The organism is Paracoccus sp. (in: a-proteobacteria) (assembly GCF_047973135.1).
Classification (GTDB): Bacteria; Pseudomonadota; Alphaproteobacteria; order Rhodobacterales; family Rhodobacteraceae; genus Paracoccus.
The window spans coordinates 49,933-74,580 of the sequence record NZ_JBKEBL010000195.1 but is presented as its reverse complement, the minus strand read 5'-3'; the positions used below and the strand labels follow the sequence as shown (position 1 = coordinate 74,580).

The window sequence follows — 24,648 nt, the reverse complement described above, 5'->3', positions numbered from 1 at the left end:
CTGCACAGCCGCCTGCTGGAGCGTTCGGCAAAGCTGAACGAAAATAACGGCGGCGGTTCGCTGACCGCCCTGCCGATCATCGAAACCCAGGCGGGCGACGTGTCGGCCTATATCCCGACCAACGTGATCTCGATCACCGACGGCCAGATTTTTCTGGAAACCGATCTGTTCTTCCAGGGCATCCGCCCTGCCGTGAACACCGGTCTGTCGGTCAGCCGCGTGGGTTCCTCGGCCCAGACCAAGGCGATGAAATCGGTTGCCGGCCCGGTCAAGCTGGAACTGGCGCAGTATCGCGAGATGGCGGCCTTTGCACAGTTCGGTTCCGACCTTGATGCCGCGACGCAAAAGCTGCTGAACCGCGGCGCGCGCCTGACGGAACTGATGAAGCAGGCGCAGTATCACCCGCTGACCAATGCCGAGATCGTGATCATCATCTATGCCGGCACCCATGGCTATGTCGATAACGTGCCGGTGCGCGATGTCGTGGCGTGGAATGAGGGTCTGGTCGATTTCCTGCGCAACCAGAAGAAAGCTCTTCTGGACGACATCACCTCGAATGACCGCAAGGTTTCGGGTGATCTGGAGGACGCGATCAAGGCTGCGTTGGGTGAATATAACAAGACCCGCGCCTGAGAGGGGGAATAGATGCCCAGTCTCAAGGATCTTAAAAACCGGATCGAAAGCGTAAAGAATACGCGGAAGATCACCAAGGCGATGCAGATGGTCGCCGCCGCCAAACTGCGCCGCGCGCAAGAGGCGGCAGAGGCCGCGCGCCCCTATGCCGACCGGATGGCGGCGGTGATGACCGGACTGACCGCGAATGCGGCCGGTTCGGACAGCGCCCCGCGCCTGCTGGCGGGGACCGGCAGTGACCAGAAGCAATTGCTGGTCGTGATGACCTCGGAACGCGGTCTGGCGGGCGGCTTTAACAGTTCGATCGTCAAGCTGGCCCGGCAACATGCCGAAAAGCTGCAAAGCGAGGGCAAGGATGTCGCCATCCTGACCGTTGGCAAGAAGGGCCGCGAACAGTTGAAGCGCGACTATGGCGACCGGATCGTCAAGCATGTTGACCTGTCCGAGGTCAAGCGCATCGGCTATGGCAATGCCGTGACCATCGCGGATGACATCCTGTCGCGGTTCAATCACGGCGATTACGATGTCGTCACCATCTTCTACAACCGCTTCGAATCGGTGATCAGTCAGGTGCCGACCGCGCGCCAGGTCATTCCGGCCGAAACGCCCGAGGATGCGGCGGATGCGGGATCGTCCTCGGTCTATGATTACGAACCCGGCGAAGAGGCCATTCTGGCCGACCTGCTGCCGCGTTCCATCGCCACGCAGATCTTTGCGGCGCTTCTGGAAAATGCCGCGTCCGAGCAGGGCGCGCGGATGACGGCCATGGACAACGCCACGCGCAACGCGGGCGACATGATCGACAAGCTGACGACCCAGTACAACCGCTCGCGTCAGGCGGCGATCACCACGGAACTCATCGAAATCATTGCGGGCGCCGAGGCGCTCTAGATGACCGAGGCTGTTCAGAGAACCGTTGCCATTCTCCACCCTGCGATTTCTTCGCGGGGTGGAAACTGGCTGGAAGCCTTCGTTCCCGCGACGAGCGGTTATCGTTTCGATCTGGTGCTTGCACCTGCGCCGGAACAAAGCTGGCATGAACGTGGAGGGCGGACGAATGCCAGCGGTTGGTGGGTCCATTTTCGGCACGCGATCAAGGGGCTTCGCTCTCGGCCAGATGCAATCGTGACGTCATTTCCGCAGCTCGCTTTTGCGTGCTGTCTTTTGCGCCCGGTTCTGAGCAGAAAAACAAAGATCATTGGCTGGAGCTTCAATTTTGGCAAGGCCAGCCAAGATCGGATCGCGCGTCTCTATGGTATGATCTTGCGGCATGCGAATCTGCTGGTCGTGCACTCAACAGAAGAAGTTGGGGTCTATGCACGCGCTTTTGGCATTCTTCCGGCCAAATTGAAGTTTGTGCCGCTACAGGTGGGGGATGTAAAGGTCGAACCAAAAGATGAGGGTTTCGATGCTATTGCGCTTGGGTCCGCGTGGCGTGACTATGGAACCTTGTGTGATGCTGTTCGAGGCACTGATCTGCGGGTTCTGATTATCGCAAGCCCTGCGGCGATGCGCGGTGTTGACGTGCCCGAGAACGTTGTCGTTCGGTCCGGGCTGTCGAGGCTGGAATGTCGGGCTTTGCAGGCTGCTGCTCCGGTGACAGTCATACCGATCAGTCCGAGAGCGAATGCGGCAGGTCAGGTTACTTTTGTGTTCTCGATGTCCAAGGCACGGGCTATTGTGGCGACTGACAGCATTGGTATTCGTGACTACCTAGTCGATGGCGAAGAGGTTATTCTTGTGCCCGAGCAGGATGCAGAAACGATGGCAACCGTATTGTTATCATTGCGCGACAATCCGGAACTGGCAAAAAAACTGGGTGCTGCTGCACAAAAAGCATGGCGCGAACGAAATTCTGATCCTGTTGCGGCGCGGCACCTTGTCGCTTGTCTTGATCAGGTTTTCGGCTCAGCGGTTGTCGGCACAGCAACCATTCCACCTACCGTTTTAACTTAGGGAAGACAACATGGCAGAGGCCACTGGTAAAATCACACAGGTGATCGGCGCCGTCGTTGACGTGCAGTTCGAAAACCACCTGCCGGCGATTCTGAACGCGCTGGAAACTGAAAACAACGGCAAGAAGCTGATCCTTGAGGTTGCGCAGCATCTTGGCGAAAATACTGTCCGCACCATCGCCATGGATTCGTCCGAGGGTCTGGTCCGGGGCGAGCCTGTCCGCGACACGGGCGAGCCGATCATGGTTCCCGTGGGCGACGTGACACTTGGCCGTATCATCAACGTCGTCGGCGAACCCGTTGACGAAGGTGCCGCGATCGAGGCCAGCGAAAAGCGCGCCATCCACCAGCCGGCCCCGGAATTTGCCGCGCAGGCGACCAGTTCGGAAATTCTGGTGACGGGGATCAAGGTCATCGACCTGCTGGCCCCCTATTCCAAGGGCGGCAAGATCGGCCTGTTCGGCGGCGCCGGCGTGGGCAAGACCGTTCTGATCATGGAACTGATCAACAACATTGCCAAGGTGCACTCGGGTTATTCGGTTTTCGCGGGTGTTGGCGAACGGACCCGTGAAGGCAATGACCTGTATCACGAAATGGTCGAATCGGGCGTTATCAAGCCTGACAATCTGGCCGAATCGCAGGTGGCACTGGTGTACGGTCAGATGAACGAGCCTCCGGGGGCCCGGATGCGCGTGGCACTGACCGGCCTGACGCTGGCCGAACAGTTCCGCGACGCCACTGGCACCGATGTTCTGTTCTTTGTGGACAACATCTTCCGCTTTACGCAGGCGGGTTCCGAGGTGTCGGCGCTGCTGGGCCGCATCCCGTCCGCCGTGGGCTATCAGCCGACGCTGGCGACTGACATGGGCGCGATGCAGGAACGCATCACCTCGACCAAGAAGGGCTCGATCACTTCGATCCAGGCCGTCTATGTTCCGGCCGACGACCTGACCGACCCGGCCCCCGCCACGACCTTTGCCCACCTTGACGCCACGACCGTTCTGTCGCGCGCGATTTCGGAATTGGGCATCTATCCGGCCGTGGACCCGCTGGACTCGACCAGCCGTATTCTCGACCCCGCCGTCGTCGGCGAGGAACATTACAACGTGGCCCGCGACGTTCAGGGGATCTTGCAGAAATACAAATCGTTGCAGGACATTATCGCCATTCTGGGCATGGACGAACTGTCGGAAGAGGACAAGCTGACCGTGGCCCGCGCCCGGAAGATCCAGCGTTTCCTGTCGCAGCCCTTTGACGTGGCCAAGGTCTTTACCGGCTCGGACGGGGTTCAGGTGCCGCTGGAAGAAACGATCAAGTCGTTCAAGGCGGTTGTGGCCGGTGAATATGATCACCTGCCCGAAGCGGCCTTTTATATGGTCGGCGGCATCAACGAGGTGAAGGCCAAGGCCGAGCGTCTCGCCGCCGAAGCCGCGTAAGGGGGCGATATGGCCGATACCATGCAGTTCGACCTCGTCTCACCCGAGCGGAGCCTTGTCTCTGTTCCTGCGCGCGAGGTGCGCCTGCCGGGCAGCGATGGCGACATGTCCGCGATGCCCGGTCACGCCCCGACAATCACCACCCTGCGCCCCGGCCTCGTGACCGTAGTGCGCGAGGATGGCTCTGCTGCGGAATTCGCCGTCACGGGCGGTTTCGCGGAAATCAACGGCAATTCGGTCAGCCTTCTGGCCGAACGCGGCCATCCGCGCGAAGAAGTGACGCAGGATCTGTTCAACGACATGCTGGTGGATGCCCATCGTCGCCTTAAATCCGTGCAACAGGCGCAGGAAGGCCATTCTGCTGGTGAAGAGGTGGTCGCCGCCGCCGTCAAACTGCTGGCCGACATGCAGGCCATGGGCACCCATATCGGGCTGGACCCGAATCAGGCCTATTTCCCCGAGTGACGGTGCGGAAAACAGTTACAGATCACGAAAGGCCCCGGAAAACACGCCGGGGCTTTTTTGCGTCTCTCGGCTGTGTTTAAAAAAAGCGTTTGGCAAGAGAAGTGGTATGAGGCGATTTAGCCAGGGCGCGATCGGCGTCACCCGAGGGTCAGTCCTGATGTTTTCGTCATTCGAGGATGACGGACCGATGTGGTCGGGCGAGGGCGCGCGTGTGGTCCGCAGGCGTGTGATCTTTGACGAGCCGTTCCTGAGTCTGCCCGTGGTACAGGTCTCGGTCGGGATGTGGGATATTGACGGTGCTGCCAATCAGCGGGCCGACATTTCCGCCGATAAGGTGACGATGGAAGGGTTTGACATGGTCTTTCGGACTTGGGGCGACACCCGCATCGCCCGGATTCGGGGCGAATGGCTGGCCATCGGCGAGATTGGCCACGAGGATGATTTCAGGCTGTGAAGCGGCCTGCGATGGGCGCGCGCAGATCACTGACATCATCGCTTGCCTTTGACCAACCGCATCCGCAGCGTTTCCGGCTGGCGGAATGCCCGGTCGCTTTTACGGAGTGACAGAAAACCCGCCCGTGATCCCCGAATGCAGACACCCGGCTTTGGCGGCCATCCTGTCGATCAGAGGCGCAGGCAATGCGCGGATTTTTTGTCCGGAACAGGTCTGTCGCCGAAAGCTCGAACAGTATTATGCGCACTCAATTTAAAAATTTTCTTTTATATATATGATATATGGTTGTAATGTAATTAAATTGACGCCAGAAATCCGAAACGGTATCTATAGCATAGCTGCGGGAAATTTAAAGTATGGACAAATAATATCGGCAGGCGGAGGAAGGCCTGTTGTTGACTTCGGTATTTAGCTGAAAATATGGAAAATTAATTTGATCAAAGGGAAACCGGACATGTTGACCCCAGCCAGAACGTTTTTTGCGGCAACGGTTTTCGCAGGCTCGCTCGTGCTTTCCAGCGGCAGTTTTGCGTCGCCATACCCGCTATTGCCGGATTCGGATTATCCCGGTGACAGGTTTGACTGGACAAACCCGTCGGACGGATACCAATGGCGGGTTGATCTCAGCGGAATCGATACGGCATCTTCATTACCGGTTACGGTGGTAGATTTTACCGTCGATAACGTCATGGGCTTTCCGGCGACAATCCCTCTGTTCCAGATTTTCGCGAATTGCACAGGCGGATCGGTGACATGGGCGCGTTTTAAACTGAAAATCAATGGCCTTGCGACGCCATGGACAAGCACGATCCCCGATTTGTGCCTGTATCATGACTATATGGATTTCTCGCTGCCGCCGGGGGTAAGCCGATTTACCGTCGATATGATCAATGTCACCGATTTCAGCCAGCTTGAACATGCTGATGTAAGGTTTGGCGCGGTAATTCCGGCCATTCCGCTGCCCGGCGCATTGCTGCTTGGGCTGTCGGGGCTGGTTGCGATCGGTGCGATGTCAGGCAGGGTCCGGCGCAGGCGAGCCTAGCGCGTGGGCACCGGCGTTTCCCCGCGATAGTCGTAAAAGCCGCGCCCGGCCTTGCGGCCCAGCCAGCCGGCTTCGACATATTTCGTCAGCAGCGGGCATGGCCGATATTTCGTATCGGCCAGCCCTTCATGCAGGACGTTCATGATCGCAAGGCAGGTGTCCAGACCGATGAAATCGGCCAGTTCAAGTGGCCCCATCGGGTGATTTGCGCCCAGTTTCAGCGCCTCGTCTATGGATTTGACGTTGCCCACGCCCTCGTAGAGCGTATAGACCGCCTCGTTGATCATCGGCATCAGGATGCGGTTGACGATGAAGGCGGGGAAATCTTCGGCGCTGGCGGCGGTCTTGTTCAGCTTTTCGACAACATCGACCAGCGCCTTATAGGTTTCCTCATCGGTGGCGATTCCGCGGATCAGTTCGACCAGTTTCATGACCGGAACCGGGTTCATAAAGTGGAAACCCATGAATTTCTCGGGCCGGTCGGTGCGGCTGGCAAGGCGCGTGATAGAGATGGACGACGTGTTCGAGGTCAGGATCGTGTCATGCTTAAGATGTGGCAGCAGGTCTTCGAATATCGCCTGCTTGACGGTCTCGCGTTCGGTCGCAGCCTCGATCACCAGATCGGTCTGGCCCAGATCGGCCAGCTTCAGCGTCGTGGCAATCCGGCTCAGGGCCGATTTTCTGGCCTCTTCGCTGACCTTGCCGCGGCTGACCTGACGCGAGATATTCTTGTCGATCAGGGCCACGGCACTGTCCAGCGCTTCCTGACTGATATCGGTCATCAGCACATCATAGCCGGCCAGCGCAAAAACATGCGCGATACCGTTCCCCATCTGACCCGCGCCGATGACGCCAACCGATTGTATCGCCATTTTGATGCACCTTTCCTTGGTTGCGACGACGATAGGACGGCGGGCGAGGGGCTTCAATCAGAAAACCGCCCGCCGGGAAAGGGCGGGCGGTTCACTATCTGGCCGCACGCGGCTGCGTTACAGCTTTTCGGTCAGTTCCGGCAGAACGGCGAACAGGTCGCCCACCAGGCCGTAATCTGCGATCTGGAAGATCGGGGCCTCTTCGTCCTTGTTGATCGCGACGATGACCTTGCTGTCCTTCATGCCCGCAAGGTGCTGGATCGCGCCCGAGATGCCGACCGCGACATACAGTTCCGGCGCGACCACCTTGCCGGTCTGCCCGACCTGCCAGTCATTCGGCGCAAAGCCCGAATCGACCGCCGCACGGGATGCGCCGACGGCAGCACCCAGCTTGTCCGCCAGTTTTTCGATGATTTCGAAGTTTTCCTTGGACCCGACGCCACGACCGCCCGAGACGACGCGCCCCGCCGAGGTCAGTTCCGGGCGGTCGCTTTCGGCGACCTCGTCGGCCACCCATTTCGACAGGCCCGGATCCTCGGCCAGCGAGGCGTCGGCCACTGGCGCGCCCGCACCGTCACCCGCCGCCTCAAAACTGGCGGTGCGGATGGTCAGAACCTTTTTTGCGTCCTTCGATTTCACCGTCTGGATCGCGTTGCCGGCATAGATCGGGCGTTCGAATGTATCGGCATCGACCACGCCCGACACATCCGAGATGATCATCGCGTCAAGCAGCGCGGCGACGCGCGGCATGACGTTCTTGGCATCCGTGGTCGCGGGGGCGGCGATATGGTCGTAATCGCCGGCAAGGCTGACCAGCAGCGCGGCGGTCGGTTCGGCAAGGCGATGACCGTAACGCGCGTCCTCGGCGACCAGCACCTTGGCCACGCCGTCGATCTTTGCGGCCTCGGCGGCAGCGGCTTTGGCGGATGAACCGGCGCAAAGCACTGTCACATCGCCCAATCCCTTCAGCGCACCCACGGCCTTGGCCGTCGCGTCGCGGCTTAGTTCGCCATTCGTGACTTCACCCAGCAGCAGAACAGCCATTACACAACCCCCGCTTCTTTCAGTTTGCCGACCAGCTCATCGACGGATTCAACTTTGATCCCGGCCTTGCGGCCCTCGGGTTCGCGGGTCGAGACCACCTCAAGCCGGGGCGAGATATCGACGCCATAATCGGCGGCGGTTTTTTCATCCAGCGGCTTTTTCTTGGCCTTCATGATATTGGGCAGGCTGGCATAGCGCGGCTCGTTCAGGCGCAAATCCGCCGTGACGATGGCAGGCAGTTTCACCTCGATGGTCTGCAAGCCGCCATCGACCTCGCGCGTGACCTTCGCCGCCTCGCCCTCGATTTCCAGCTTGCTGGCAAAGGTCGCCTGCGACCAGCCCAGCAGCGCGGCCAGCATCTGACCCGTGGCGTTCATGTCGTTGTCGATGGCCTGCTTGCCCGCGATCACCAGACCGGGCTGTTCCTCGTCGATCACCGCCTTGAGGATTTTGGCCACGGCCAGCGGTTCGATATCCGTATGCACATCGTCGGCGGCCACGACCAGAATCGCCCGGTCCGCCCCCATCGCCAGCGCTGTGCGCAGCGTTTCCTGCGCCTGTTTCACGCCGATACTGACGGCGACGATCTCGTCCGCGCCGCCCTTTTCCTTCAGCCGGATCGCCTCTTCCACGGCGATCTCGTCGAAGGGGTTCATCGACATCTTTACATTGGTAAGATCGACGCCAGAGCCATCGGATTTCACCTTGGCCTTGACGTTATAATCGATCACCCGCTTTACCGGCACGAGAACCTTCATCGGCCTCTCTCCCTTGCTTGCGTCATCGGTCGCAGCAAGTGTTAGCGGCTGGTTGTGGTCTTTTACAGGGCAAAAACGCGCCCCGACGCAGCGTTTAACGCAGCCACGGAAAAAAACCGGAACCTGTCACGCGCTAACGGCCAGCGCCGGGCACCCAGAGGACGTCCCTCTGCCCGTCATCATTGGCATGCCTGCTGGCTACGAACAGCCAGTCCGACAGTCGGTTCAGATATCGGATCGCCGCCGGATTCGCGTCGCCGCCCTGTGCCAGTTCGGTCGCGCGGCGTTCGGCGCGGCGGGCGACGGTGCGGGCCAGATGCAGATGCGCGGCCAGCGCCGTGCCGCCGGGCAGGACGAAACTGCGCAGGGGTTGCAGGCTGGCGTTCATCTGGTCGATTTCCGCCTCAAGCCGGTCAATTTGCGCATCGACGATCCGCAGCACCGGATAGCCCGCCTGATCGTCCGCCGCCATGTTCGGGCGCGACAGATCGGCCCCCAGATCGAACAGATCGTTCTGGATGACAGCCATCTGTGCGGCCATTGCGCCACCGGCATGCAGCGCGCAAAGCCCAAGCGTCGCGTTCAGTTCGTCCACGCTGCCATAGGCTTCGACCCGCGGATCGTGCTTGGCGACACGGCTGCCATCGGACAGGGCAGTGTCGCCCTTGTCGCCGGTGCGGGTATAAATCTTGTTCAAAACAACCATCAGGCGGACCTCATCCAGATAAATAACATGATCAGCGCGACGGCGATGGCCTGCGCGATGATCCGCCAGCGCATCAGCCGGTTGCCATGCTTGCGGTTGAACGCCCCGCCCTTGGCGAAACCGCCGATGCCGGTGACGAGAATCGCCAGAACGACCAGCACGGCCAGTATGACGATATAGAACAAAGGTTGATCTCGCATGGTCGCGGCTGCCCTGATTTTCGCTCAAGCCTAGCTGCGGCGTGCAAACCAGTCCATAGCGCGGGTGCTCAAAACCCGCCGCAGCAGCCCTGCGATCCATGTCAGCTTGGTCACGTAATAGCGCGGAGCGGGGTTCGCGGCGGTCAACGCCCTGACGATTCTGTCGCTGACGGCGCTGGCGGGCAGTTCGAACCGGTCCTTCTTGCGCGAAGGCTCGTAAAGCCGCCGGCGCAACTGGCTGCGATATTGTTCGGCGCGCGCGCTGTCTTGCCAGTTCACCCAACGCTCGAAATGCGGAATCGAGTTCTGCCGGATCAGGCTGGCGATCGGGCCCGGTTCGATCAGGATCACCCTGACCGGCGTATCGGCCATTTCCAGCCGAAGCACATCGGTCAGCCCCTCAAGCGCGAATTTCGTCGCGGAATAAAGTCCCCGCCAGCGGATCCCGAACAGCCCCAGAACCGAGCTGATATTGACGATTCGCCCGCCACGCTGCCGGAAATGCGGAATCAGGCGCACCGTCAGGTCATGGGTGCCGAACAGATTCGCCTCGAATATGGCGCGCAGGGCGCCGCGTGGCATGTCCTCGACCGCGCCGGGTATGGCGAATGCGGCATTGTTGACCAGCGCATCCAGCGGACCGCCGGCCAGCACCGTTTCGACCAGCGCGGCAATGCTGTCGGGATCGGCCAGTTCCAGATAGTGACTTTCCATGCCTTCGGCGCGGCGGGCGGCGATGTCCTGTTCCTTGCGGCAGGTGGCGACGACCTGCCAGCCCTCGGCCTGCAAACGGCGCGCCGCGTCCAGCCCGATGCCCGAGGAGCAGCCTGTAACCAATACGCGTCTGGTCATCTCAGGGGGCAAGCTCTGACAAGAACCGCCCCGATACATAGCCCGAGCGCCCCTCCGCATCGCGGATATTGACCCATCCGGCCTCATCGGGCCCCAGCACATCGACCATCGCGCCATGGTCCAGCGCGCCGATCACCGGATCGTCCGTAGAAGGTCCGGCGCGGAAATTCACACGCGTCGCAGTTACGTACATCACATCACTCGTTATCGTGGATACGGGCGCAGGCCGATCCGGGCTCTGCCCGGCATTTTCGGGCGATGGTTTCAGCGGCGGCCCCGGAAATCGGTGCACCTGCTGGGGCGTCTGAACCGCCGCCTGCACCAGATCCGAGGGCTGTTCCTGGGGGACGGCTTCCAGCCTGGCCTCGCCGGCCTGCAGGATTTCGCGCAGCACCATGCCATCCTGCCGCTGCCCGGCCACCTGTACATGTCGCTGCGACCGCAGGTCTTCGCCGCCAAAGACGGACAACGCCATGAAAAGCGCAGCCAGCGTCAGCGCCGTAAAAAAAGCAAGCCTTATCATCCTGCCGTTGGCCCCCCGCAGGTTTGTTTGGACTTGATTAACTGATTTCCTGCCCCGACGCCATGACATAGCCGGAGATTGCCGCCATCCCGACGGATGCATTTTCATGCTGGACCGTGCGGGCGCGGCGTCCTATCCCATGTGCCATGTCCGATGATCTGCCCCAAGACCCCGACGATAACACGCAGGCCGAACCTCTCAGCCGCGCCATTGGCGAGCGGTATCTGACCTATGCGCTGTCCACCATCATGCACCGCGCGCTGCCGGATGCCCGCGACGGGCTGAAGCCCGTGCACCGGCGCATCCTGTTCGCCATGCGCGAATTGCGGCTGTCGCCCACCGGTGCGTTCCGGAAATCGGCCAAGATCACCGGCGACGTGATGGGCAATTATCACCCGCATGGCGACGCGGCGATCTATGACGCCATGGCGCGTCTGGCGCAGGATTTCGCCATGCGCTATCCGCTGGTGAACGGGCAGGGGAATTTCGGCAATATCGACGGCGACAACCCTGCCGCCGCGCGTTACACCGAGGCGAGGCTGGCCCAGACATCGGAATCGCTGATGGACGGGCTGGCCGAGGATTCGGTCGATTTCCGCCCCAATTACGACGGCACCCTGACCGAACCCATCGTCCTGCCCGCCGCCTTTCCGAACCTGCTGGCCAATGGTGCCTCGGGGATCGCGGTCGGGATGGCGACCAATATTCCGCCCCATAACCTGCACGAGGTGATCGACGCCTGCCTGCACCTGATCAAGACGCCTGACGCGCGCGACGATACGCTGGCCGGGTTGATCAACGGCCCCGATTTCCCGACCGGTGGCGTGATCGTGGAAAGCCGTGACACCATCTCCGAGACCTATCGTACCGGGCGCGGCGCGTTCCGGGTGCGCGCGAAATGGGAACAAGAGGATCTGGGCCGCGGCCAGTGGCAGGTGGTCGTCACCGAAATCCCCTATCAGGTCCAGAAATCCAGGCTGATCGAACGTCTGGCCGAACTGATCCAGACCAAGAAAATTCCGATCCTCGCCGATGTCCGCGACGAATCGGCCGAAGATATCCGGATCGTCCTGGAACCGCGCACCCGCACCGTCGATCCCGAACAGATGATGGCGGCGCTGTTCCGGGTCAGCGATCTGGAAGTGCGGTTCAGCCTGAACATGAACGTGCTGATCGACGGGCGGGTGCCCAAGGTGTGCAGCCTCAAAGAGGTTCTGCGCGCCTTTCTGGATCACCGCCGCGAGGTGCTGATCCGGCGCGCGAATTTCCGGCTGGACAAGATCGCGGCGCGGCTTGAAGTGCTGGAAGGCTATCTTGTCGCCTATCTGAACCTTGACCGCGTGATCGAGATCATTCGCCACGAAGACGAACCCAAGGCCGTGATGATGGCCGAATTTGGCCTGTCCGATGTACAGGTCGAGGCGATCCTGAACATGCGCCTGCGCGCCTTGCGCAAGCTTGAGGAAATCGAACTGCGCGCCGAACGCGACAGCCTGCTGACCGAACGCGAGGGGTTGCAGGCGATGCTGGCGGATGAGGGCGCGCAATGGGCGCGGATCTCGGACCAGTTGAAAGAGGTGCGCAACCTTTTCGGCAAATCCACCCCGACAGGACTGCGCCGCACCCTGATCACCGATGCCGTCGATGTCGAACCCATCGACATGGACACAATGATCGAACGCGAGCCGCTGACCGTGATCCTGTCGAAAATGGGCTGGATCCGCGCGATGAAGGGGCATCAGCCGCTGGATGCGGAACTGAAATTCAAGGATGGTGACGGGCCGGGCCTGGCGCTGCATGCCGAAACCACCGACAAGCTGATGGTCTTTGCCTCGAACGGGCGGTTCTACACCCTGCCCGCCAACAACCTGCCCGGCGGGCGCGGCATGGGCGAACCGCTGCGCCTGATGGTCGATCTGCCCAACGAGGCCGGGGTGATCGCCATGTTCCCGTGGCGCGAGGGTGAAAAATATCTGGTCGCGTCAAAGGCCGGGGATGGCTTTGTCGTGCAGGCGGGCGACATTCTGGCGCAGACCAAGACCGGCAAGCAGGTGCTGAATGGCGAGGCCTTGCTGTGCAAACCTGTCAGTGGCGATCATGTCGCGGTGGTCGGCGAAAATCGCAAGATGCTGGTCTTTCCGCTGACCGAATTGCCGGAAATGACACGCGGCAAAGGTGTGAGACTGTTGAAATTCAAGGATGGCGGTCTGGCGGATGCAATCTGCCTGACCTTGGCCGATGGGCTGAGCTGGCCGATGGGCGGCGGCAAGACCCGTACCGAAGGCGACCTTGGCGAATGGCTGGGCAAACGCGCCAGCGCCGGTCGCATGGCCCCGCGTGGCTTTCCGCGCGACAATAAATTCGCCTGACCGTAAGCTGGTGCCGCAGCAGAGGGCAGGGCCTCTGATACCGCAGATACCGGCGAACAAGCGTTCCGTCAGGCCGGAGGCACGGATATTGCTGCCGTTGGGGCGACGGCTGAACAGCAGGCCCGGCCCGGAAACAAGGTGCATAACGCCACCGGGCCAGCGACCTTCCCGCCCCGGCATGCCGTATTCGCGCGATCCCGCCCGGCGATCAGGATGCGTTTCGCGAGGCGATCACCAACAGGTAAAGCCCGCATCGGCGACGACGGTGGTGCCGGTCATCAGGCTTGAGGCGTCAGAGGCCAGGAAATGCACGACCGAGGCGATCTCGTCCGGGCGGCCCATGCGGTGCATCGGCGTATCGCGCAGCCAGACATCGATCATGCCGTCATTGTCGTGGCGGTACATGGTCATTTCGGTCTCGATATAGGTCGGGGCGACGGCGTTGACCCTGACGCCGCGATCCGCCCATTCGGCAGCCAGCGACGAGGTCAGTTGATGCACCGCCCCCTTGGCCGCGTTGTAATAGCTTTGCTTTTGCGGCCGGTTCGAGATGATCCCCGACATCGACCCGATATTCACGATGGCACCGCCGCCATTCACCAGCATGTGCCGGGCAAAGGCGCGGTTGCACCAAAATACGCCGTTATAATTGACGTCATTCACGTTCAGCCAGTGTTCGTCGGTCGTATCCTCGGCGGCGACTCCGGAGCGCGCGATCCCGGCATTGGCAACCAGAATGTCCACCTTGCCAAAGTCTTGCACCAGTCCGGAGGCAAGGGCCTCGACCTCGGCGGGTTTCGTCACGTCCAGCGGGCGGATATCGACCTTGTACCCAAGCGCGGCCATCTTTGCCTGCCCCTCTTGGGCGGTTTCGGACGAAATGTCGGCGATGATCACGCGGGCGCCAAATTCGGCCAGCACCTGCACGCAACTAAGACCGATGCCGCGCCCGCCGCCGGTCACGACCGCCACGCGGCCATCCAGTCTGAATTTCTCGGCGAACATGGTTCCCCCCTTTTGTCAGTCGATGAACGGATGGCGGCCCGGCTGGTTAAACCGGGTGCGCCGGACCTCCAGCAGCTTTTCGATCTGGTCCTGATCAAATTCCCGCGCGCCCCCGTAACCTGCGGCCAGATAGACGACCCTGGCATAGTAATCCAAAGCCTCCATCTTGAAATAGGCGCTTTGCAGATCGTGCCCATAGGACAGCGCGCCGTGGTTTTCCAACAGGATCGCGTCATGGCGCGACAGAGCCGGAATGATTGCGTCGCATAATTCGCTGGTCGAGGGCAGGCCATAGGGGGTCAGCGGCACCTCGCCCAGAAACATCGTCGATTCGGGCATGATCTGCTGGGTCAGGGGCTTGCCGCAGATGGCATGCACCGTGGCATAAAGCGGATGCGCATGGACCACCGCCTTCACATCCCGACGGTGATCATAGACGCAAAGATGCATCTTCATCTCGGTCGAGGGGCGAAGGCCATTGTCGCCGATCACATTCCCCGCCCTGTCGATTTGACAAATCATGTCGGGTGTCATGAAGCCCTTGGAAACGCCAGTGGGGGTGCAAAGCAGCGTGTCATCGGGCAGCAGGCAGGAAATATTCCCGTCATTCGCCGCCCCCATCCCGCGATTATAGGCGCGGCGGCCGATCTCGCAGATGAATTCCTTCAGATCGCGGTGTTCCATCGGTCCCCCTTTTTCGTGACAGGAAAGCCTCCGCGCGGTCAAAAGTCAACATATTCCCACATGAACACACAGATACGGTCATCCGTGGATCAGCCGCACCCCGTGTCTTTCCGCCAGCGGGAACCACGCGTCCGGAGGGCGGCGGTCCGTGACCAGAATGTCGATCCGGTCCAGACCGCACAGGCCGGTCAGCGCCGTCTGGCCGAATTTCGATCCGTCCGCCAGCAGGCAAACCCGCCGCGCATTGGCGATGAAGGCGCGCTTGACCTCGGCATCGGCAAGGTTGGGCACCATGATACCCGTGTCGGGCGACAGCGCCTTGCAACTGATAAAGGCTAGGTCGGCGCTGAACCGCGCGATCGAATCCAGCGCCACAGGCCCACAAAGCGTTAGCGATTGCTGGCGCAATTCGCCCCCGACCGAGATGACGGAATGCGGCTTGCAGGCCGGGCTGGCGATGATGCGGACCGAATTGGTGATAATCGTCAGCCCCTTGCAATGCGCCAGAGGGGCCAGCAATTCGAACGCGGTCGATGATGAATCGATCATCACCGCGTCGCCGTCGCCGACCAACCCCGCCGCAAGCCCGGCGATACGGCGCTTTTGCGCGATATTGGTGGTCTGGCGGGTGGGGTAGGGCAGATCCTCGGGCTCGGCTGCGGGAACCGCTCCGCCATGGGTGCGCGCGACCAGTCCGTCACGTTCCAGCTTTTGCAGATCGCGACGGATGGTTTCATCAGACACGCCGTAACGCAGGCTCAGTTCGGACACGAGACCGCGCCTGTCGCGGGTGATGCTTTCAAGGATCAGTCGCTGACGTTCGACGGCAAGCATGGTGCCCCCTTCAGGATGTTGGTCAGGCCGGGTTCGGGACGGTATTCCCGTGTCATGCCCGACCGCGCGACAATGCGCCGCGCCTCGGTCAGCGAGGGGACGAGGCCAAGGCCGATCAACTGGAACAGGGCATTTCCGGCGGCGCTGGCCTCGACCGGGCCGGCGATGACGGGGATGCGCAGCCTGGCGGCCAGAAGCTGACACAGGAAAGCGTCCTGCGCCCCGCCGCCGCCGATTCGCAGGGCGGTGGCGGGCTGGCCGCGCAACCGGTCGATCTGTTGCAGGGCCATTGCCGCGCTGTCCGTCAGCCCCAGATACAGCGACAGTGCCAGCGATCCGGCATCCGTGACCGGCGTAAGGCCGCGCGCCCGGAACTGCGCCGCCGCCGCCGCGACAAAGCCATCGGTCCCCGCAAGGCCGGGATCGGCAGGTTCCAGCGGTGGCGGCGGATCGCCCAGCGCCTGCTGCGCCATCGCGGCAAGCTGCGGAAAACCGGGCCTGTCCGGCAGGTCGTCGCGCAGCCGCCGCATCAGATGCAGGCCGTCCAGACTGCGGATCAGCAAGGCCCGCCCCTCGGCCCCGCCCTCGATGCCGAAACCCGCCGGACCAAAGCCCGCAGGGGGCTGCACGGCCTCGAACCCGACAAGATTCCAGGAACCGGCGATCATGAAGGCCTCGCCGGATTCCAGCGGCAGACCGCAGACCGCGCTGGCCGTGTCATGCCCTGCAACCGAAATGACGGGGATCGGCCCCAGCCCGCTTTGACGCGCCAGATCGGGACGCAATGGACCCAGGGTGGTGCCGGGACGGGTCAGGGGGCCGAACAGCCGTGCGGGTATCTGCGCCCGCGTCAGGATCGCATCGCTCCAGCGGCTCTGCGACCAGTCATGCAGCCCCGAGGTTCGCGCAAGCGTCAGGTCGTTGCTGGCGATGCCGGTCAGGTGGTGGTTCACCAGATCGGCGATCATCAACAGCCGGTCCGCCCTGTCCAGCAATGCCGGGCGCGTCGCCCTGTCATCCAGTAGTTGAAACACCGTATTGACCGGCAGAACCTGCGCATCCGTCACCTGTGCCAGCCATTCGCCGTCAAAAGGCGAGGCCGCAAAGCCGCGCTGCGAGCCGGGGTGACGATAGTGGCGCGGCTGGGCCAGCAGATGCCCCGTGCCATCCAGCAGCCCGTAATCCAGCCCCCAGCTATCGACCCCGACCGAGGCAATCTGTACCGCGTGGCTGGTCGCGACCTGCAAGCCCTGTTCGACATGCGCAAACAGCGCGGCCATGTCCCAATGCGGACCGTCCTGCAACTGCACTTCGGCACCGGGGATGCGCAGGATCTCGGCCAGTTCCATCCGACCGTTCCTGACATGCGCCAGAACCGCCCGTCCGCTTCCCGCGCCGAAATCGAACGCAAGACAACAGGTTGAAACCTTGGTCAAATCAACCTCATCCGGGTTTCGTTCCGCTGTGGATACGTGGAAAGCGGCAATTCGGCAAGGTGCGGAGGCTTGCGCGAGCCGGACGAAAAAGGGCCGAAAGAAACTGTGACAATATGCCCTGAAATATAATGCGATGAAATTTACATCGAAGGTAGATTATTTCTGCCAGATAAGATAACGATAAACCTCTGAGGAGGACTGCCCGTCATGTCGGCGTGGCATTTGAGGAGGATATTGAAATGGGTGCATCTTTTGGTCGCGTTGTGACGCCGAAATCCGGGCATTTGACGGAAAACCTTGAATTCTGTAAGAAACGGGTTGCCGCTGTCAAAGAACATCTTGGCATCGACGTTCAGCTTAGGGTTCGCATGGGTGGCCCGGCCGGTCAGGTGCTGATGGTGTCGCAGCACAAGGATGTTGGCGAAATCGAGGATATGCGCCGCAAGCTGATGCAGGCGGTCATGGACGGCAAGATACCGCAGCCGGCGGCGGGCATGGCCGAAAGCGTTACCGATCAGATTTGGCTGACGGTGGACTGACGCGAATTTCCTTGTGAAATGCGGGGATTAATTTTTCCTGCCATTCTTGTTTTTGGTCTGACGGTAAATTGGACCTGTAGAGATATTATCTTGCGCGGAAATTTTAATTTCTGCGCAAGATAAATCATGTGCGTATGATTTATATAAAAAGCCACCTGAAATATGCAGGTGGCTTTTCCGATTTCAGCCCCAAGGGCGATCAGCTTGCGGCGGCAGGGGCCTTGATCACCGGAGAACTGGTCACGGTCAGCACCCCGTCAGCGCGCTGAAAATTGTACAGCGCCTCGGGATGGCCGGGCAGCGCGAAGGTTACATTGTCACCATCCTGCAAAGCCATACGCAGCGTATGAGGCTGGTCGGGCAGGGCGTCGCTGACATAGACCGCGTTCACCGACATCGCGCCATCCGTGCCGGCAAGGTAATAGATGCTCATGTCAACGGTGTCACCGTTCAGGTTGGCACCCTGCGCCGGAGCGTTCAGGGTTACACTGTCGGCCATCGCGGCGGCGGGGATGCTGAGGGCGGCCAGGATAGCGGCGGTTGCGAATGTCTTGGTCATCTTGATCTCCGGTGTCGGGTTGTGCTTGCGATGACTGGACAATAAGCCTTGCCGGATGATAATAAAAATAGATTGACGATATGAATTGGATAACCTGAATGGATTTACGCCGCGCCGATCTGGGATTGCTGGTCTCGCTGGATGCGCTGTTGTCCGAGCGCAGCGTAACCGCCGCTGCCCGCAAGCTGGGCATCAGCCAGCCCGCGCTGTCCGCGCAACTGGCGCGGCTGCGCGACCTGCTGGACGATGACGTTCTGGTCGGAAATGCGCATGGCATGGTGCCGACGGCGCGGGCGCAGGCATTGCAGGGGCCGCTGCATGCCCTGCTGAAGGACATGTCCGACCTGATCTTTGCCGAGGCCGGCTTCGACCCCGCGACCAGCGAGCGGCGGTTTCATCTGGCGGGCGCGGATCTGTCGCTGGCGCTGGTGCTGCCGCCTTTGATGCGCCACCTGCGCGACGCCGCGCCCGGCCTGCGCATCTCGACCGGCGGGCTGGATCATGACCGGATCGAGGCCGATGCACGCGCCGGACGGCTGGATCTGGTCGTCACTTCGGCCGAGCGGATGCCGCAATCCTTTCACAGCACAAGGCTGATCGAGGCCGAATACCGGGTGATCTGGCGGCAGGACCATCCGCAGCTTGCCGGGGGCATCTCGCTGGATCAGTTCTGTACCCTGCCGCATCTGCATGTCAGCCCGTTCGAGGACTGGTTGCAGGGGCCGGTCGATCAGGTTTTGCAGGTGCAGGGCCTGCGGCGTGTGGTCAGTGCCTCGGTCAGCAATTACGTGCTGGCCCCGGCGCTGCTGCGCGCCTCGGACCTGATCGCAGTGGTGCCGCGCATCCTGCTGGATATCGACGGCGCGGGGCTGGCCGAGGCAGCTTTGCCGATCGACATTGCCCCCCTTGCCGCGCATCTGGGCTGGCACCCGCGCAACCGAAACGACCGGGCGCATCAATGGCTGCGCAGGGCCGTGGTGTCGCTGTTTCGCGGTGGGGCCGGGTGACGGGGCGCTTGTTCCCCGCGCTGGTCGCGGATCGCGGTTCGCAGCGCCTCTTCCTCGTCGCTGGCGACGGGGACCGAACCGATCAGGGCGCGGGTAAAGCTGGCCTCGGGCATGCTGAAGATGCGGTCGGTCGTGCCGGTTTCGACCTTGCGCCCGCTGACAAAGACGCTGATGCGGTCGGCCAGCGCGCGGACTACGGCCAGATCATGCGTGATAAAGATATAGGTCAGCCCGCGTTCCCGTCGCAGCCTGTCCAGCAGGTTCAGCACCCGCGCCTGCACCAGCACATCCAGCGCCGAGGTCGGTTCGTCCAGCACGATCAGATCGGGATCGGCGGCCAAAGCGCGGGCGATGGCGACGCGCTGGCGCTGTCCGCCTGACAGGGATGCGGGTGTGCGGCGTGCCATATCGGGTTCCAGCCCCACCTCGGTCAGCAACTCTGCCACACGCGCATTCCGCCCGCCGCGCGGCCCGATGCCGTGCACGTCCAGCGGCAGGCGGATGCTTGCGCCGATGCGGCGGCGGATATTCAGCGCCGAAAGCGGGTTTTGCTGGACAAGCTGGATGCGCCGTTTCAGCGCGCGGGGCCGGGCCTGCAACAGCGGCGCGCCGTCAAAGATCACCTGACCGGCGGTCGCGGGGTAAATCCCCAGAACGATATTCGCCAGCGTCGATTTGCCCGAGCCGCTTTCCCCGACGATCGCATGGCATTCGCCGCGCCGGACATCCAGATCGACACCATCCAGCGCAGTGATCCGATGGTCGCCGACGCTGAAGGTCTTGCTTAGCCCGGTGGCACGCAGCAGGGTGTCGTCGCTCATGACCGCATCTCCTGCGTTTCGCCGCATCCCTGATGTTCGATCAGCGGATCAAGAAAGGCCGGCGCGTGTTCGGGCAGATCGGGCAGGCCACCGCCTACCAGCTTCGGCGCCGCCGCCAGCAGCGCCCGCGTATAGGGGTGGCGCGGATCGTGGAAAAGCTGATCCACCCGCCCGTGTTCGACCAGCCGCCCCCGATAGATGACATAGACCCGGTCAGCAAATTCGCGGACCACCGACAGGTTATGCGAAATGAACAGCACCGCCGTGCCGTGTCGGCCCACCAGATCGTCCATCAGCCGCAGGGTTTGCGCCTGCACGGTCACATCCAGCGCCGTGCCGGGTTCGTCGGCCAACAGCAGCTCTGGCTCGTTCGCAAGCGCCATGGCGATCATCACGCGCTGATTCATGCCGCCCGACAACTGGAAGGGATAGCTGTCCAGCGCACGGGCGGGGTCGGGGATATGCACCTCGGCCAGCGCGGCCATGGCGCGGGCGCGGGCCTCGGCCCCCGAGAGCCGGCGGCCTCCGGCGCGCAGCACCTGGGCAAAGATCTCGCCGATGCGAAAAACCGGGTTCAGGGCCGAAGTCGGATCCTGAAAGATCATCGTCACGCGATGGCCGCGCGCGGCGGCGATGGCATCCCTGTCGCGCGTCGCGTCGATACCCGCCACCCGCACTGTGCCTGATACCTGGGTGCCGCGCATCTGCTGCAACCGCCCCAGTGCAAGCTGCGCCGTCACCGATTTGCCGGATCCGCTTTCGCCGACCAGCGCCACCTTTTCGCCCGCGTTCACATGCAGCGAAATACCATGCAGCACATCCGCCACCTGCCGCCCCTTGCGGAAGGACAGTTTCAGATCGCGAATGGCAAGAACCGGATCCCGCATCTGTCACACCTCTGCGTCAAAGGCTTCGCGCAACCCGTCGCCAAGCAGGTTGAAACCCAGCACCAGAACCATGATCGCCAGCGCCGGAAAGACCGACAGCCACCATGCATCGGGCATGTATTTCGCGCCATCGGCCACCATGGACCCCAGATCGGGCGTCGGGGGCTGCACGCCCAGACCCAGAAAGCTGAGCGAGGACACCATCAGCACCACAAACCCCACATCCAGCGTCAGCTTGGTCAGCACGGCGGGCGCGCAATTGGGCAGGATCTCGCGGAACATGATATGCAGCGAGGATGCGCCAATCACCTCGGCCGCCAGAACATAACCTTCGCGTGCCTCAGCGCGGACGACGTTATAGACCAGCCGCGTGTACCAGGGCCACCACATCACCGTGACGGCCAGCATCGCGTTGGTCAGCGTGGCGGGCAGGAAACCCATGATCGCCATGGCCAGAACCAGCGGCGGGATGGCCAGAAAGATGTCGGTCAGCCGCATGATGGCAAATTCGGTCCAGCCGCCGCGATAGCCCGCAAACAGCCCCAGAACCACCCCAAGCGGCATCGAGATCGACAGCACCAGCACCGCCATGATCAGCGACAGACGAAAGCCAAAGACGATCCGCGTCAGCAGGTCGCGGCCAATCGTGTCGGTGCCGAACCAATGCGCCGCCGAGGGGCCCTGATTGATGGCGGTAAAATCGCCGATGGGACCGACATGATCGGGCCAGGGCGTGATCACATTGGCCAATGCCGCCAGTCCGACGCAGAACAGCACCAGCACAAGGCCGAATATGGATAACGGGTTCGACCGGAACTCGGTCCAGGCAATGGACGGGGGGCGCGCGCTCATGGTTTTGGCCTTTGTTGCGACAGGCGGATGCGGGGATTGATGATCGAGACCAGCACATCGACGACCAGATTGGTCAGCAGGAACATCGCGGCAATGACCATGACCGTGCCGACGATGGCGTCCAGATCCTTGCGCAGGATCACCTCGACCCCGTAACGCGACAGGCCGGGCCAGACAAAGACCCGTTCGACCAGAAAGGCATTGGCCAGCATCGCCGCGACATCAAGGCCAAGAATTGTCAACGTCGGGATCAGCGCGGGCCGAAAGGCATAGCGGCGGGCGATCTGCCCTTCGGGGAAGCCATAGGCGCGGGCCATGTCGATATGGGGCTTTCGGTAAACCTCGATCATCGAGGATCGGGTCAGCCGCGCGGTTTGCCCGATTCCTGCCAGCGCCAGCGCGGTCGCAGGCAGGATCAGATGATACAGCGCGTCGAAAAACGTCCCGATGCGCCCCGAAAACAGCGCGTCCAGCGTGTAAAAGCCGGTCACAGGCGGGGGCGCGGCGATGCCGGCGGACAGCCGCCCCTCCAGTGGAAAGACCGGCCAGATATAGGCCAGCAGCAATTGCAGGATCACGCCCCAGACAAAGGCGGGCGTGCAGACCGCCAGCACCGACAACAGCCGCGCCAGATGATCCGGCCCCCGCCCCTGATGCCGTGCCGCCAGCCGCCCCAGAGGCAGGCCGATCAGGATCATCATCGTTCCCGCCATGAACACCAGTTCCAGCGTGGCGGGCAGATAGGCGGCAATGTCCTGCGCCACCGGGCGGCGGGTATACAGCGAGGTGCCCAGATCGCCATGCAGCAGATCGCGCAGGAACCAGCCGTACTGCACGATGATCGGGTCGTTCAGGTGCCGTTTCTCGCGCAGCGCGTTGATCATCTCTTGCGTGGCATTGGGGCCAAGGGCGATCCGCGCCGGATCGCCCGGCACGATCCGGGCAATAAAGAAGATCAGCATCGAGACGCCAGCCAGCACCAGCAGCGAAATCAGCAGCCGGTGAATGAGAAGGCGCAGGACCGGGTTCATGGTTCGGACCTCCAGCTTGGTTGCGTGGGCGGGGCTGGGCGGGGCGGGATCTGGCCCGCCCCGCCTGTCCGGCATCAGTCGTTCACCTGAATATCCTTGAACAGCATCGAATAGGCGCTGATCGGATAGCGCCGTTCCGGTTGGGCAAGGTTGGGCACCTCGACGCCATTGCGCACCGCATAGACGCCGTTGGTTTCGTAGGCGACGATGTCGGGCGACAAATCGCGCAACAGCCGGTTCAGGTCGCGATAGATTGGCGCGCGCTTGTCCGGGTCGGTCTGCATCCGTCCGGCGACCAGCAGGTTATCCACCTCGGCGCTTTTCAGGTAAGAGGATGACATCCATGTCGGCGGCAGGGTCGAACTGTACATGTTGAACAGCAGCGAATCCGGATCCGGCGTCATGGCGTTGATCGCGATCTCGATCGCATGGGGCGCGGTTTCGGGTTTCGTGACCTGTTCGGTGATCAGCGCCCAGGGCGTGCGGATGACATTCACCCTGAAGCCAAGCTGCGTGAAGGTCGCCTGCATCAGCAGGGCCAGACGTTCGCGCGCGGGAACCTCGGCGATCCAGGCGATGTCCAGCGGATATTCGCCCGGATCGTACTGGCATTGCGCCAGCTCCTCTTTCGCTTTGTCCATATCCTGCGCATAGTCCGGCGCGTCGATATCGGCCCCGGTCAGCCCCTGCGGCAGCACGCCCTTCATCGGAAAGCCCTGCGCCACATCCGGCGTCACCGTCAGCAGCTTCAGCGTGGTGGCATAATCATAGGCGAACATCAGCGCGCGGCGGCAATGCACATCGTCCAGAGGCGGGCGGGCGGTGTTCAGCTTGATGTATTCGCCGGTCGCGCCGGGTTCCTGTTCCAGATGAACCGACCCCTCGTCCGCCATCGCCTTCAGCACTTCGGGCGGCAGCCAGACCGAGGATATGTCATGCTCGCCCCGCGCCATCAGCGCCCGCACGGTCGATGCCTCAAGCGAATAGCGGTATGTCACCTGATCGGGTGCCATGGCGTCCGCCGGTTGGCCGCCGTAATTCGGATTCGGCACCATCACCGTTTCGATCTGCGGATCATGGGCGGTTGCGACATAGGCCCCCGAACCCGCGCTGTTCGCCGACAGCCAGTCCGAGGCGTAGTCGCCGAATTCGCCATTGCCGCCTTCGGCCTGATGTTCCTTCGCCACGGCGCTGTCCACCACCCACAGCCGCGAAGCTGCGGCAAGGAACGGGGCGAAGGGTTCAGTCAGGGCGAAGGCGACGGTCTTGTCGTCCACCGCCTCGACCGAGGCGACACGGCCCGCAAACAGCGATGAATTTCCCTGACCCAGTGCCATCAGCCGGTTGAAGGAATAGACCACATCTGCCGCTGTCACCGGATTGCCCGACGCGAAAACAGCGCCATCGCGCAGGGTAAAGCGATAGGTCAGGCCGTCGATTTCCCACGAGGTGGCCAGCCATGGAATGACCCCGCCGCCGCCCGGCCGGGGATAGACAAGGCTTTCATACAGGTTCACCGCCAGAACGGTATCGGCGTAATCCGTGCCCTTGGCCGGGTCCATCTCGCCCACGGCGGATTCATCCAGCCGAAGCGGACGTTCCTGCGCCGTTGCGGCGCTTGCCACGACAAGGCCTGCCAGCGCCGCACCCATAAGCTTGCTTATCATCGTCACCTCCGTTGGTA

The 24,648-nt window shown here is 62.1% G+C and carries 26 protein-coding genes and 1 pseudogene; 10 read left to right on the top strand and 17 right to left on the bottom strand.

Annotated features, from left to right (window positions below; all coding sequences use genetic code 11):
• The 7 genes and pseudogenes from ACK5L9_RS15415 to ACK5L9_RS15385 all read left to right on the top strand — a co-directional run.
• A pseudogene (locus tag ACK5L9_RS15415) lies at positions 1-633 on the top strand (F0F1 ATP synthase subunit alpha); the annotation flags it as partial.
• Between the two features lie 12 nt (positions 634-645).
• Complete coding sequence (locus tag ACK5L9_RS15410) at positions 646-1,524, top strand: F0F1 ATP synthase subunit gamma (protein ID WP_416912350.1); 879 nt, start codon at positions 646-648, stop codon at positions 1,522-1,524.
• Positions 1,525-2,589 carry a hypothetical protein gene (locus ACK5L9_RS15405; RefSeq protein ID WP_416912349.1) on the top strand — a complete coding sequence of 355 codons (1,065 nt, stop codon included), beginning with the start codon at positions 1,525-1,527 and terminating at the stop codon, positions 2,587-2,589. It abuts the gene before it with no gap.
• A gap of 10 nt (positions 2,590-2,599) precedes the next feature.
• The gene (atpD, locus tag ACK5L9_RS15400; RefSeq protein WP_416912348.1) at positions 2,600-4,024 is read left to right on the top strand and encodes a F0F1 ATP synthase subunit beta; all 1,425 of its coding nucleotides are present in this window, start codon (positions 2,600-2,602) and stop codon (positions 4,022-4,024) included.
• A gap of 9 nt (positions 4,025-4,033) precedes the next feature.
• Positions 4,034-4,489, top strand: a complete 456-nt coding sequence (locus tag ACK5L9_RS15395) for a F0F1 ATP synthase subunit epsilon (RefSeq protein ID WP_416912347.1) — start codon at positions 4,034-4,036, stop codon at positions 4,487-4,489.
• Between the two features lie 106 nt (positions 4,490-4,595).
• A complete protein-coding gene (locus ACK5L9_RS15390) occupies positions 4,596-4,943 on the top strand; it encodes an H-type lectin domain-containing protein (RefSeq protein WP_416912346.1) in 348 nt (115 codons plus the stop codon).
• 454 nt (positions 4,944-5,397) lie between these two features.
• Positions 5,398-5,985, top strand: a complete 588-nt coding sequence (locus tag ACK5L9_RS15385) for a hypothetical protein (RefSeq protein WP_416912345.1) — start codon at positions 5,398-5,400, stop codon at positions 5,983-5,985.
• On the opposite strand, the gene ACK5L9_RS15380 is transcribed toward ACK5L9_RS15385, so the two are convergent.
• From ACK5L9_RS15380 to ACK5L9_RS15350, 7 genes are all read right to left on the bottom strand, one after another.
• Positions 5,982-6,857 (bottom strand): 3-hydroxybutyryl-CoA dehydrogenase, encoded by an 876-nt coding sequence (locus ACK5L9_RS15380; protein WP_416912344.1) that lies wholly within the window; start codon positions 6,855-6,857, stop codon positions 5,982-5,984. The genes ACK5L9_RS15385 and ACK5L9_RS15380 overlap by 4 nt on opposite strands.
• 117 nt (positions 6,858-6,974) lie before the next feature.
• The gene (locus ACK5L9_RS15375; RefSeq protein ID WP_416912343.1) at positions 6,975-7,901 is read right to left on the bottom strand and encodes an electron transfer flavoprotein subunit alpha/FixB family protein; all 927 of its coding nucleotides are present in this window, start codon (positions 7,899-7,901) and stop codon (positions 6,975-6,977) included.
• The gene (locus ACK5L9_RS15370) at positions 7,901-8,659 is read right to left on the bottom strand and encodes an electron transfer flavoprotein subunit beta/FixA family protein (RefSeq protein ID WP_416912342.1); all 759 of its coding nucleotides are present in this window, start codon (positions 8,657-8,659) and stop codon (positions 7,901-7,903) included. Before ACK5L9_RS15370 ends, ACK5L9_RS15375 begins: the two co-directional genes overlap by 1 nt.
• A gap of 133 nt (positions 8,660-8,792) precedes the next feature.
• On the bottom strand, positions 8,793-9,365 hold the full coding sequence (locus ACK5L9_RS15365; protein ID WP_416912341.1) for a cob(I)yrinic acid a,c-diamide adenosyltransferase: 573 nt from the start codon (positions 9,363-9,365) through the stop codon (positions 8,793-8,795).
• Positions 9,365-9,565, bottom strand: a complete 201-nt coding sequence (locus tag ACK5L9_RS15360) for a twin transmembrane helix small protein (RefSeq protein ID WP_416912340.1) — start codon at positions 9,563-9,565, stop codon at positions 9,365-9,367. Before ACK5L9_RS15360 ends, ACK5L9_RS15365 begins: the two co-directional genes overlap by 1 nt.
• Positions 9,566-9,595: 30 nt before the next feature.
• Complete coding sequence (locus tag ACK5L9_RS15355) at positions 9,596-10,417, bottom strand: SDR family NAD(P)-dependent oxidoreductase (RefSeq protein ID WP_416912339.1); 822 nt, start codon at positions 10,415-10,417, stop codon at positions 9,596-9,598.
• 1 nt (position 10,418) lies between these two features.
• The gene (locus tag ACK5L9_RS15350) at positions 10,419-10,940 is read right to left on the bottom strand and encodes an SH3 domain-containing protein (protein WP_416912338.1); all 522 of its coding nucleotides are present in this window, start codon (positions 10,938-10,940) and stop codon (positions 10,419-10,421) included.
• Between the two features lie 146 nt (positions 10,941-11,086).
• On the opposite strand from ACK5L9_RS15350, the gene parC reads away from it, so the two are divergent.
• Positions 11,087-13,309, top strand: coding sequence for a DNA topoisomerase IV subunit A (parC, locus tag ACK5L9_RS15345; RefSeq protein ID WP_416912337.1), 2,223 nt, complete (start codon positions 11,087-11,089; stop codon positions 13,307-13,309).
• A 231-nt stretch (positions 13,310-13,540) separates the two neighbouring features.
• On the opposite strand, the gene ACK5L9_RS15340 is transcribed toward parC, so the two are convergent.
• The 4 genes from ACK5L9_RS15340 to ACK5L9_RS15325 form a co-directional block, all read right to left on the bottom strand.
• Positions 13,541-14,314 (bottom strand): SDR family NAD(P)-dependent oxidoreductase, encoded by a 774-nt coding sequence (locus ACK5L9_RS15340; RefSeq protein ID WP_416912336.1) that lies wholly within the window; start codon positions 14,312-14,314, stop codon positions 13,541-13,543.
• A 15-nt stretch (positions 14,315-14,329) separates the two neighbouring features.
• Positions 14,330-14,998 (bottom strand): class II aldolase/adducin family protein, encoded by a 669-nt coding sequence (locus ACK5L9_RS15335; RefSeq protein ID WP_416912335.1) that lies wholly within the window; start codon positions 14,996-14,998, stop codon positions 14,330-14,332.
• Positions 14,999-15,076: 78 nt separating this feature from the next.
• The gene (locus ACK5L9_RS15330; RefSeq protein WP_416912334.1) at positions 15,077-15,832 is read right to left on the bottom strand and encodes a DeoR/GlpR family DNA-binding transcription regulator; all 756 of its coding nucleotides are present in this window, start codon (positions 15,830-15,832) and stop codon (positions 15,077-15,079) included.
• Positions 15,805-17,268, bottom strand: coding sequence for a rhamnulokinase (locus ACK5L9_RS15325; RefSeq protein ID WP_416912333.1), 1,464 nt, complete (start codon positions 17,266-17,268; stop codon positions 15,805-15,807). The genes ACK5L9_RS15330 and ACK5L9_RS15325 overlap by 28 nt, the downstream gene beginning before the upstream one ends.
• Positions 17,269-17,636: 368 nt before the next feature.
• On the opposite strand from ACK5L9_RS15325, the gene ACK5L9_RS15320 reads away from it, so the two are divergent.
• Entirely contained in the window at positions 17,637-17,807 is a 171-nt protein-coding gene (locus ACK5L9_RS15320; RefSeq protein WP_416912332.1) for a hypothetical protein, read from the top strand.
• A 199-nt stretch (positions 17,808-18,006) separates the two neighbouring features.
• Here the strand turns inward: ACK5L9_RS15320 and ACK5L9_RS15315 are convergent, their stop codons facing one another.
• Positions 18,007-18,366 (bottom strand): hypothetical protein, encoded by a 360-nt coding sequence (locus ACK5L9_RS15315; RefSeq protein WP_416912331.1) that lies wholly within the window; start codon positions 18,364-18,366, stop codon positions 18,007-18,009.
• Between the two features lie 98 nt (positions 18,367-18,464).
• On the opposite strand from ACK5L9_RS15315, the gene ACK5L9_RS15310 reads away from it, so the two are divergent.
• On the top strand, positions 18,465-19,373 hold the full coding sequence (locus ACK5L9_RS15310) for a LysR family transcriptional regulator (RefSeq protein ID WP_416912330.1): 909 nt from the start codon (positions 18,465-18,467) through the stop codon (positions 19,371-19,373).
• Here ACK5L9_RS15310 and ACK5L9_RS15305 read toward each other — a convergent pair.
• The 5 genes from ACK5L9_RS15305 to ACK5L9_RS15285 all read right to left on the bottom strand — a co-directional run bounded on the left by ACK5L9_RS15305 (position 19,322) and on the right by ACK5L9_RS15285 (position 24,631).
• Positions 19,322-20,194, bottom strand: coding sequence for an ABC transporter ATP-binding protein (locus ACK5L9_RS15305; RefSeq protein ID WP_416912329.1), 873 nt, complete (start codon positions 20,192-20,194; stop codon positions 19,322-19,324). The two genes, ACK5L9_RS15310 and ACK5L9_RS15305, sit on opposite strands and share 52 nt — an antisense overlap.
• Positions 20,191-21,081, bottom strand: a complete 891-nt coding sequence (locus ACK5L9_RS15300; RefSeq protein ID WP_416912328.1) for an ABC transporter ATP-binding protein — start codon at positions 21,079-21,081, stop codon at positions 20,191-20,193. Before ACK5L9_RS15300 ends, ACK5L9_RS15305 begins: the two co-directional genes overlap by 4 nt.
• A 3-nt stretch (positions 21,082-21,084) precedes the next feature.
• Positions 21,085-21,933: an ABC transporter permease gene (locus ACK5L9_RS15295; RefSeq protein WP_416912327.1), complete on the bottom strand. Its 849-nt coding sequence runs from the start codon at positions 21,931-21,933 to the stop codon at positions 21,085-21,087.
• Positions 21,930-22,964, bottom strand: a complete 1,035-nt coding sequence (locus tag ACK5L9_RS15290; protein ID WP_416912326.1) for an ABC transporter permease — start codon at positions 22,962-22,964, stop codon at positions 21,930-21,932. The genes ACK5L9_RS15295 and ACK5L9_RS15290 overlap by 4 nt, the downstream gene beginning before the upstream one ends.
• A gap of 74 nt (positions 22,965-23,038) precedes the next feature.
• A complete protein-coding gene (locus tag ACK5L9_RS15285) occupies positions 23,039-24,631 on the bottom strand; it encodes an ABC transporter substrate-binding protein (protein ID WP_416912325.1) in 1,593 nt (530 codons plus the stop codon).
• Between the last annotated feature and the right edge of the window lie 17 nt (positions 24,632-24,648).

What these genes read in the sequence shown, in the direction of transcription:
- ACK5L9_RS15405 (WP_416912349.1), top strand. Translation starts at nt 1,525, where the DNA reads ATGACCGAGGCTGTTCAGAGAACCGTTGCCATTCTCCACCCTGCGATT.
- parC (WP_416912337.1), top strand. Translation starts at nt 11,087, where the DNA reads ATGTCCGATGATCTGCCCCAAGACCCCGACGATAACACGCAGGCCGAA.
- ACK5L9_RS15340 (WP_416912336.1), bottom strand. Translation starts at nt 14,314, where the DNA reads ATGTTCGCCGAGAAATTCAGACTGGATGGCCGCGTGGCGGTCGTGACC.
- ACK5L9_RS15300 (WP_416912328.1), bottom strand. Translation starts at nt 21,081, where the DNA reads ATGCGGGATCCGGTTCTTGCCATTCGCGATCTGAAACTGTCCTTCCGC.
- ACK5L9_RS15375 (WP_416912343.1), bottom strand. Translation starts at nt 7,901, where the DNA reads ATGGCTGTTCTGCTGCTGGGTGAAGTCACGAATGGCGAACTAAGCCGC.
- ACK5L9_RS15380 (WP_416912344.1), bottom strand. Translation starts at nt 6,857, where the DNA reads ATGGCGATACAATCGGTTGGCGTCATCGGCGCGGGTCAGATGGGGAAC.
- ACK5L9_RS15290 (WP_416912326.1), bottom strand. Translation starts at nt 22,964, where the DNA reads ATGAACCCGGTCCTGCGCCTTCTCATTCACCGGCTGCTGATTTCGCTG.
- ACK5L9_RS15390 (WP_416912346.1), top strand. Translation starts at nt 4,596, where the DNA reads ATGAGGCGATTTAGCCAGGGCGCGATCGGCGTCACCCGAGGGTCAGTC.
- ACK5L9_RS15360 (WP_416912340.1), bottom strand. Translation starts at nt 9,565, where the DNA reads ATGCGAGATCAACCTTTGTTCTATATCGTCATACTGGCCGTGCTGGTC.
- ACK5L9_RS15320 (WP_416912332.1), top strand. Translation starts at nt 17,637, where the DNA reads ATGGGTGGCCCGGCCGGTCAGGTGCTGATGGTGTCGCAGCACAAGGAT.
- ACK5L9_RS15365 (WP_416912341.1), bottom strand. Translation starts at nt 9,365, where the DNA reads ATGGTTGTTTTGAACAAGATTTATACCCGCACCGGCGACAAGGGCGAC.
- ACK5L9_RS15310 (WP_416912330.1), top strand. Translation starts at nt 18,465, where the DNA reads ATGGATTTACGCCGCGCCGATCTGGGATTGCTGGTCTCGCTGGATGCG.
- ACK5L9_RS15335 (WP_416912335.1), bottom strand. Translation starts at nt 14,998, where the DNA reads ATGGAACACCGCGATCTGAAGGAATTCATCTGCGAGATCGGCCGCCGC.
- ACK5L9_RS15355 (WP_416912339.1), bottom strand. Translation starts at nt 10,417, where the DNA reads ATGACCAGACGCGTATTGGTTACAGGCTGCTCCTCGGGCATCGGGCTG.
- ACK5L9_RS15410 (WP_416912350.1), top strand. Translation starts at nt 646, where the DNA reads ATGCCCAGTCTCAAGGATCTTAAAAACCGGATCGAAAGCGTAAAGAAT.
- atpD (WP_416912348.1), top strand. Translation starts at nt 2,600, where the DNA reads ATGGCAGAGGCCACTGGTAAAATCACACAGGTGATCGGCGCCGTCGTT.
- ACK5L9_RS15395 (WP_416912347.1), top strand. Translation starts at nt 4,034, where the DNA reads ATGGCCGATACCATGCAGTTCGACCTCGTCTCACCCGAGCGGAGCCTT.
- ACK5L9_RS15370 (WP_416912342.1), bottom strand. Translation starts at nt 8,659, where the DNA reads ATGAAGGTTCTCGTGCCGGTAAAGCGGGTGATCGATTATAACGTCAAG.
- ACK5L9_RS15295 (WP_416912327.1), bottom strand. Translation starts at nt 21,933, where the DNA reads ATGAGCGCGCGCCCCCCGTCCATTGCCTGGACCGAGTTCCGGTCGAAC.
- ACK5L9_RS15315 (WP_416912331.1), bottom strand. Translation starts at nt 18,366, where the DNA reads ATGACCAAGACATTCGCAACCGCCGCTATCCTGGCCGCCCTCAGCATC.
- ACK5L9_RS15350 (WP_416912338.1), bottom strand. Translation starts at nt 10,940, where the DNA reads ATGATAAGGCTTGCTTTTTTTACGGCGCTGACGCTGGCTGCGCTTTTC.
- ACK5L9_RS15330 (WP_416912334.1), bottom strand. Translation starts at nt 15,832, where the DNA reads ATGCTTGCCGTCGAACGTCAGCGACTGATCCTTGAAAGCATCACCCGC.
- ACK5L9_RS15285 (WP_416912325.1), bottom strand. Translation starts at nt 24,631, where the DNA reads ATGATAAGCAAGCTTATGGGTGCGGCGCTGGCAGGCCTTGTCGTGGCA.
- ACK5L9_RS15385 (WP_416912345.1), top strand. Translation starts at nt 5,398, where the DNA reads ATGTTGACCCCAGCCAGAACGTTTTTTGCGGCAACGGTTTTCGCAGGC.
- ACK5L9_RS15305 (WP_416912329.1), bottom strand. Translation starts at nt 20,194, where the DNA reads ATGAGCGACGACACCCTGCTGCGTGCCACCGGGCTAAGCAAGACCTTC.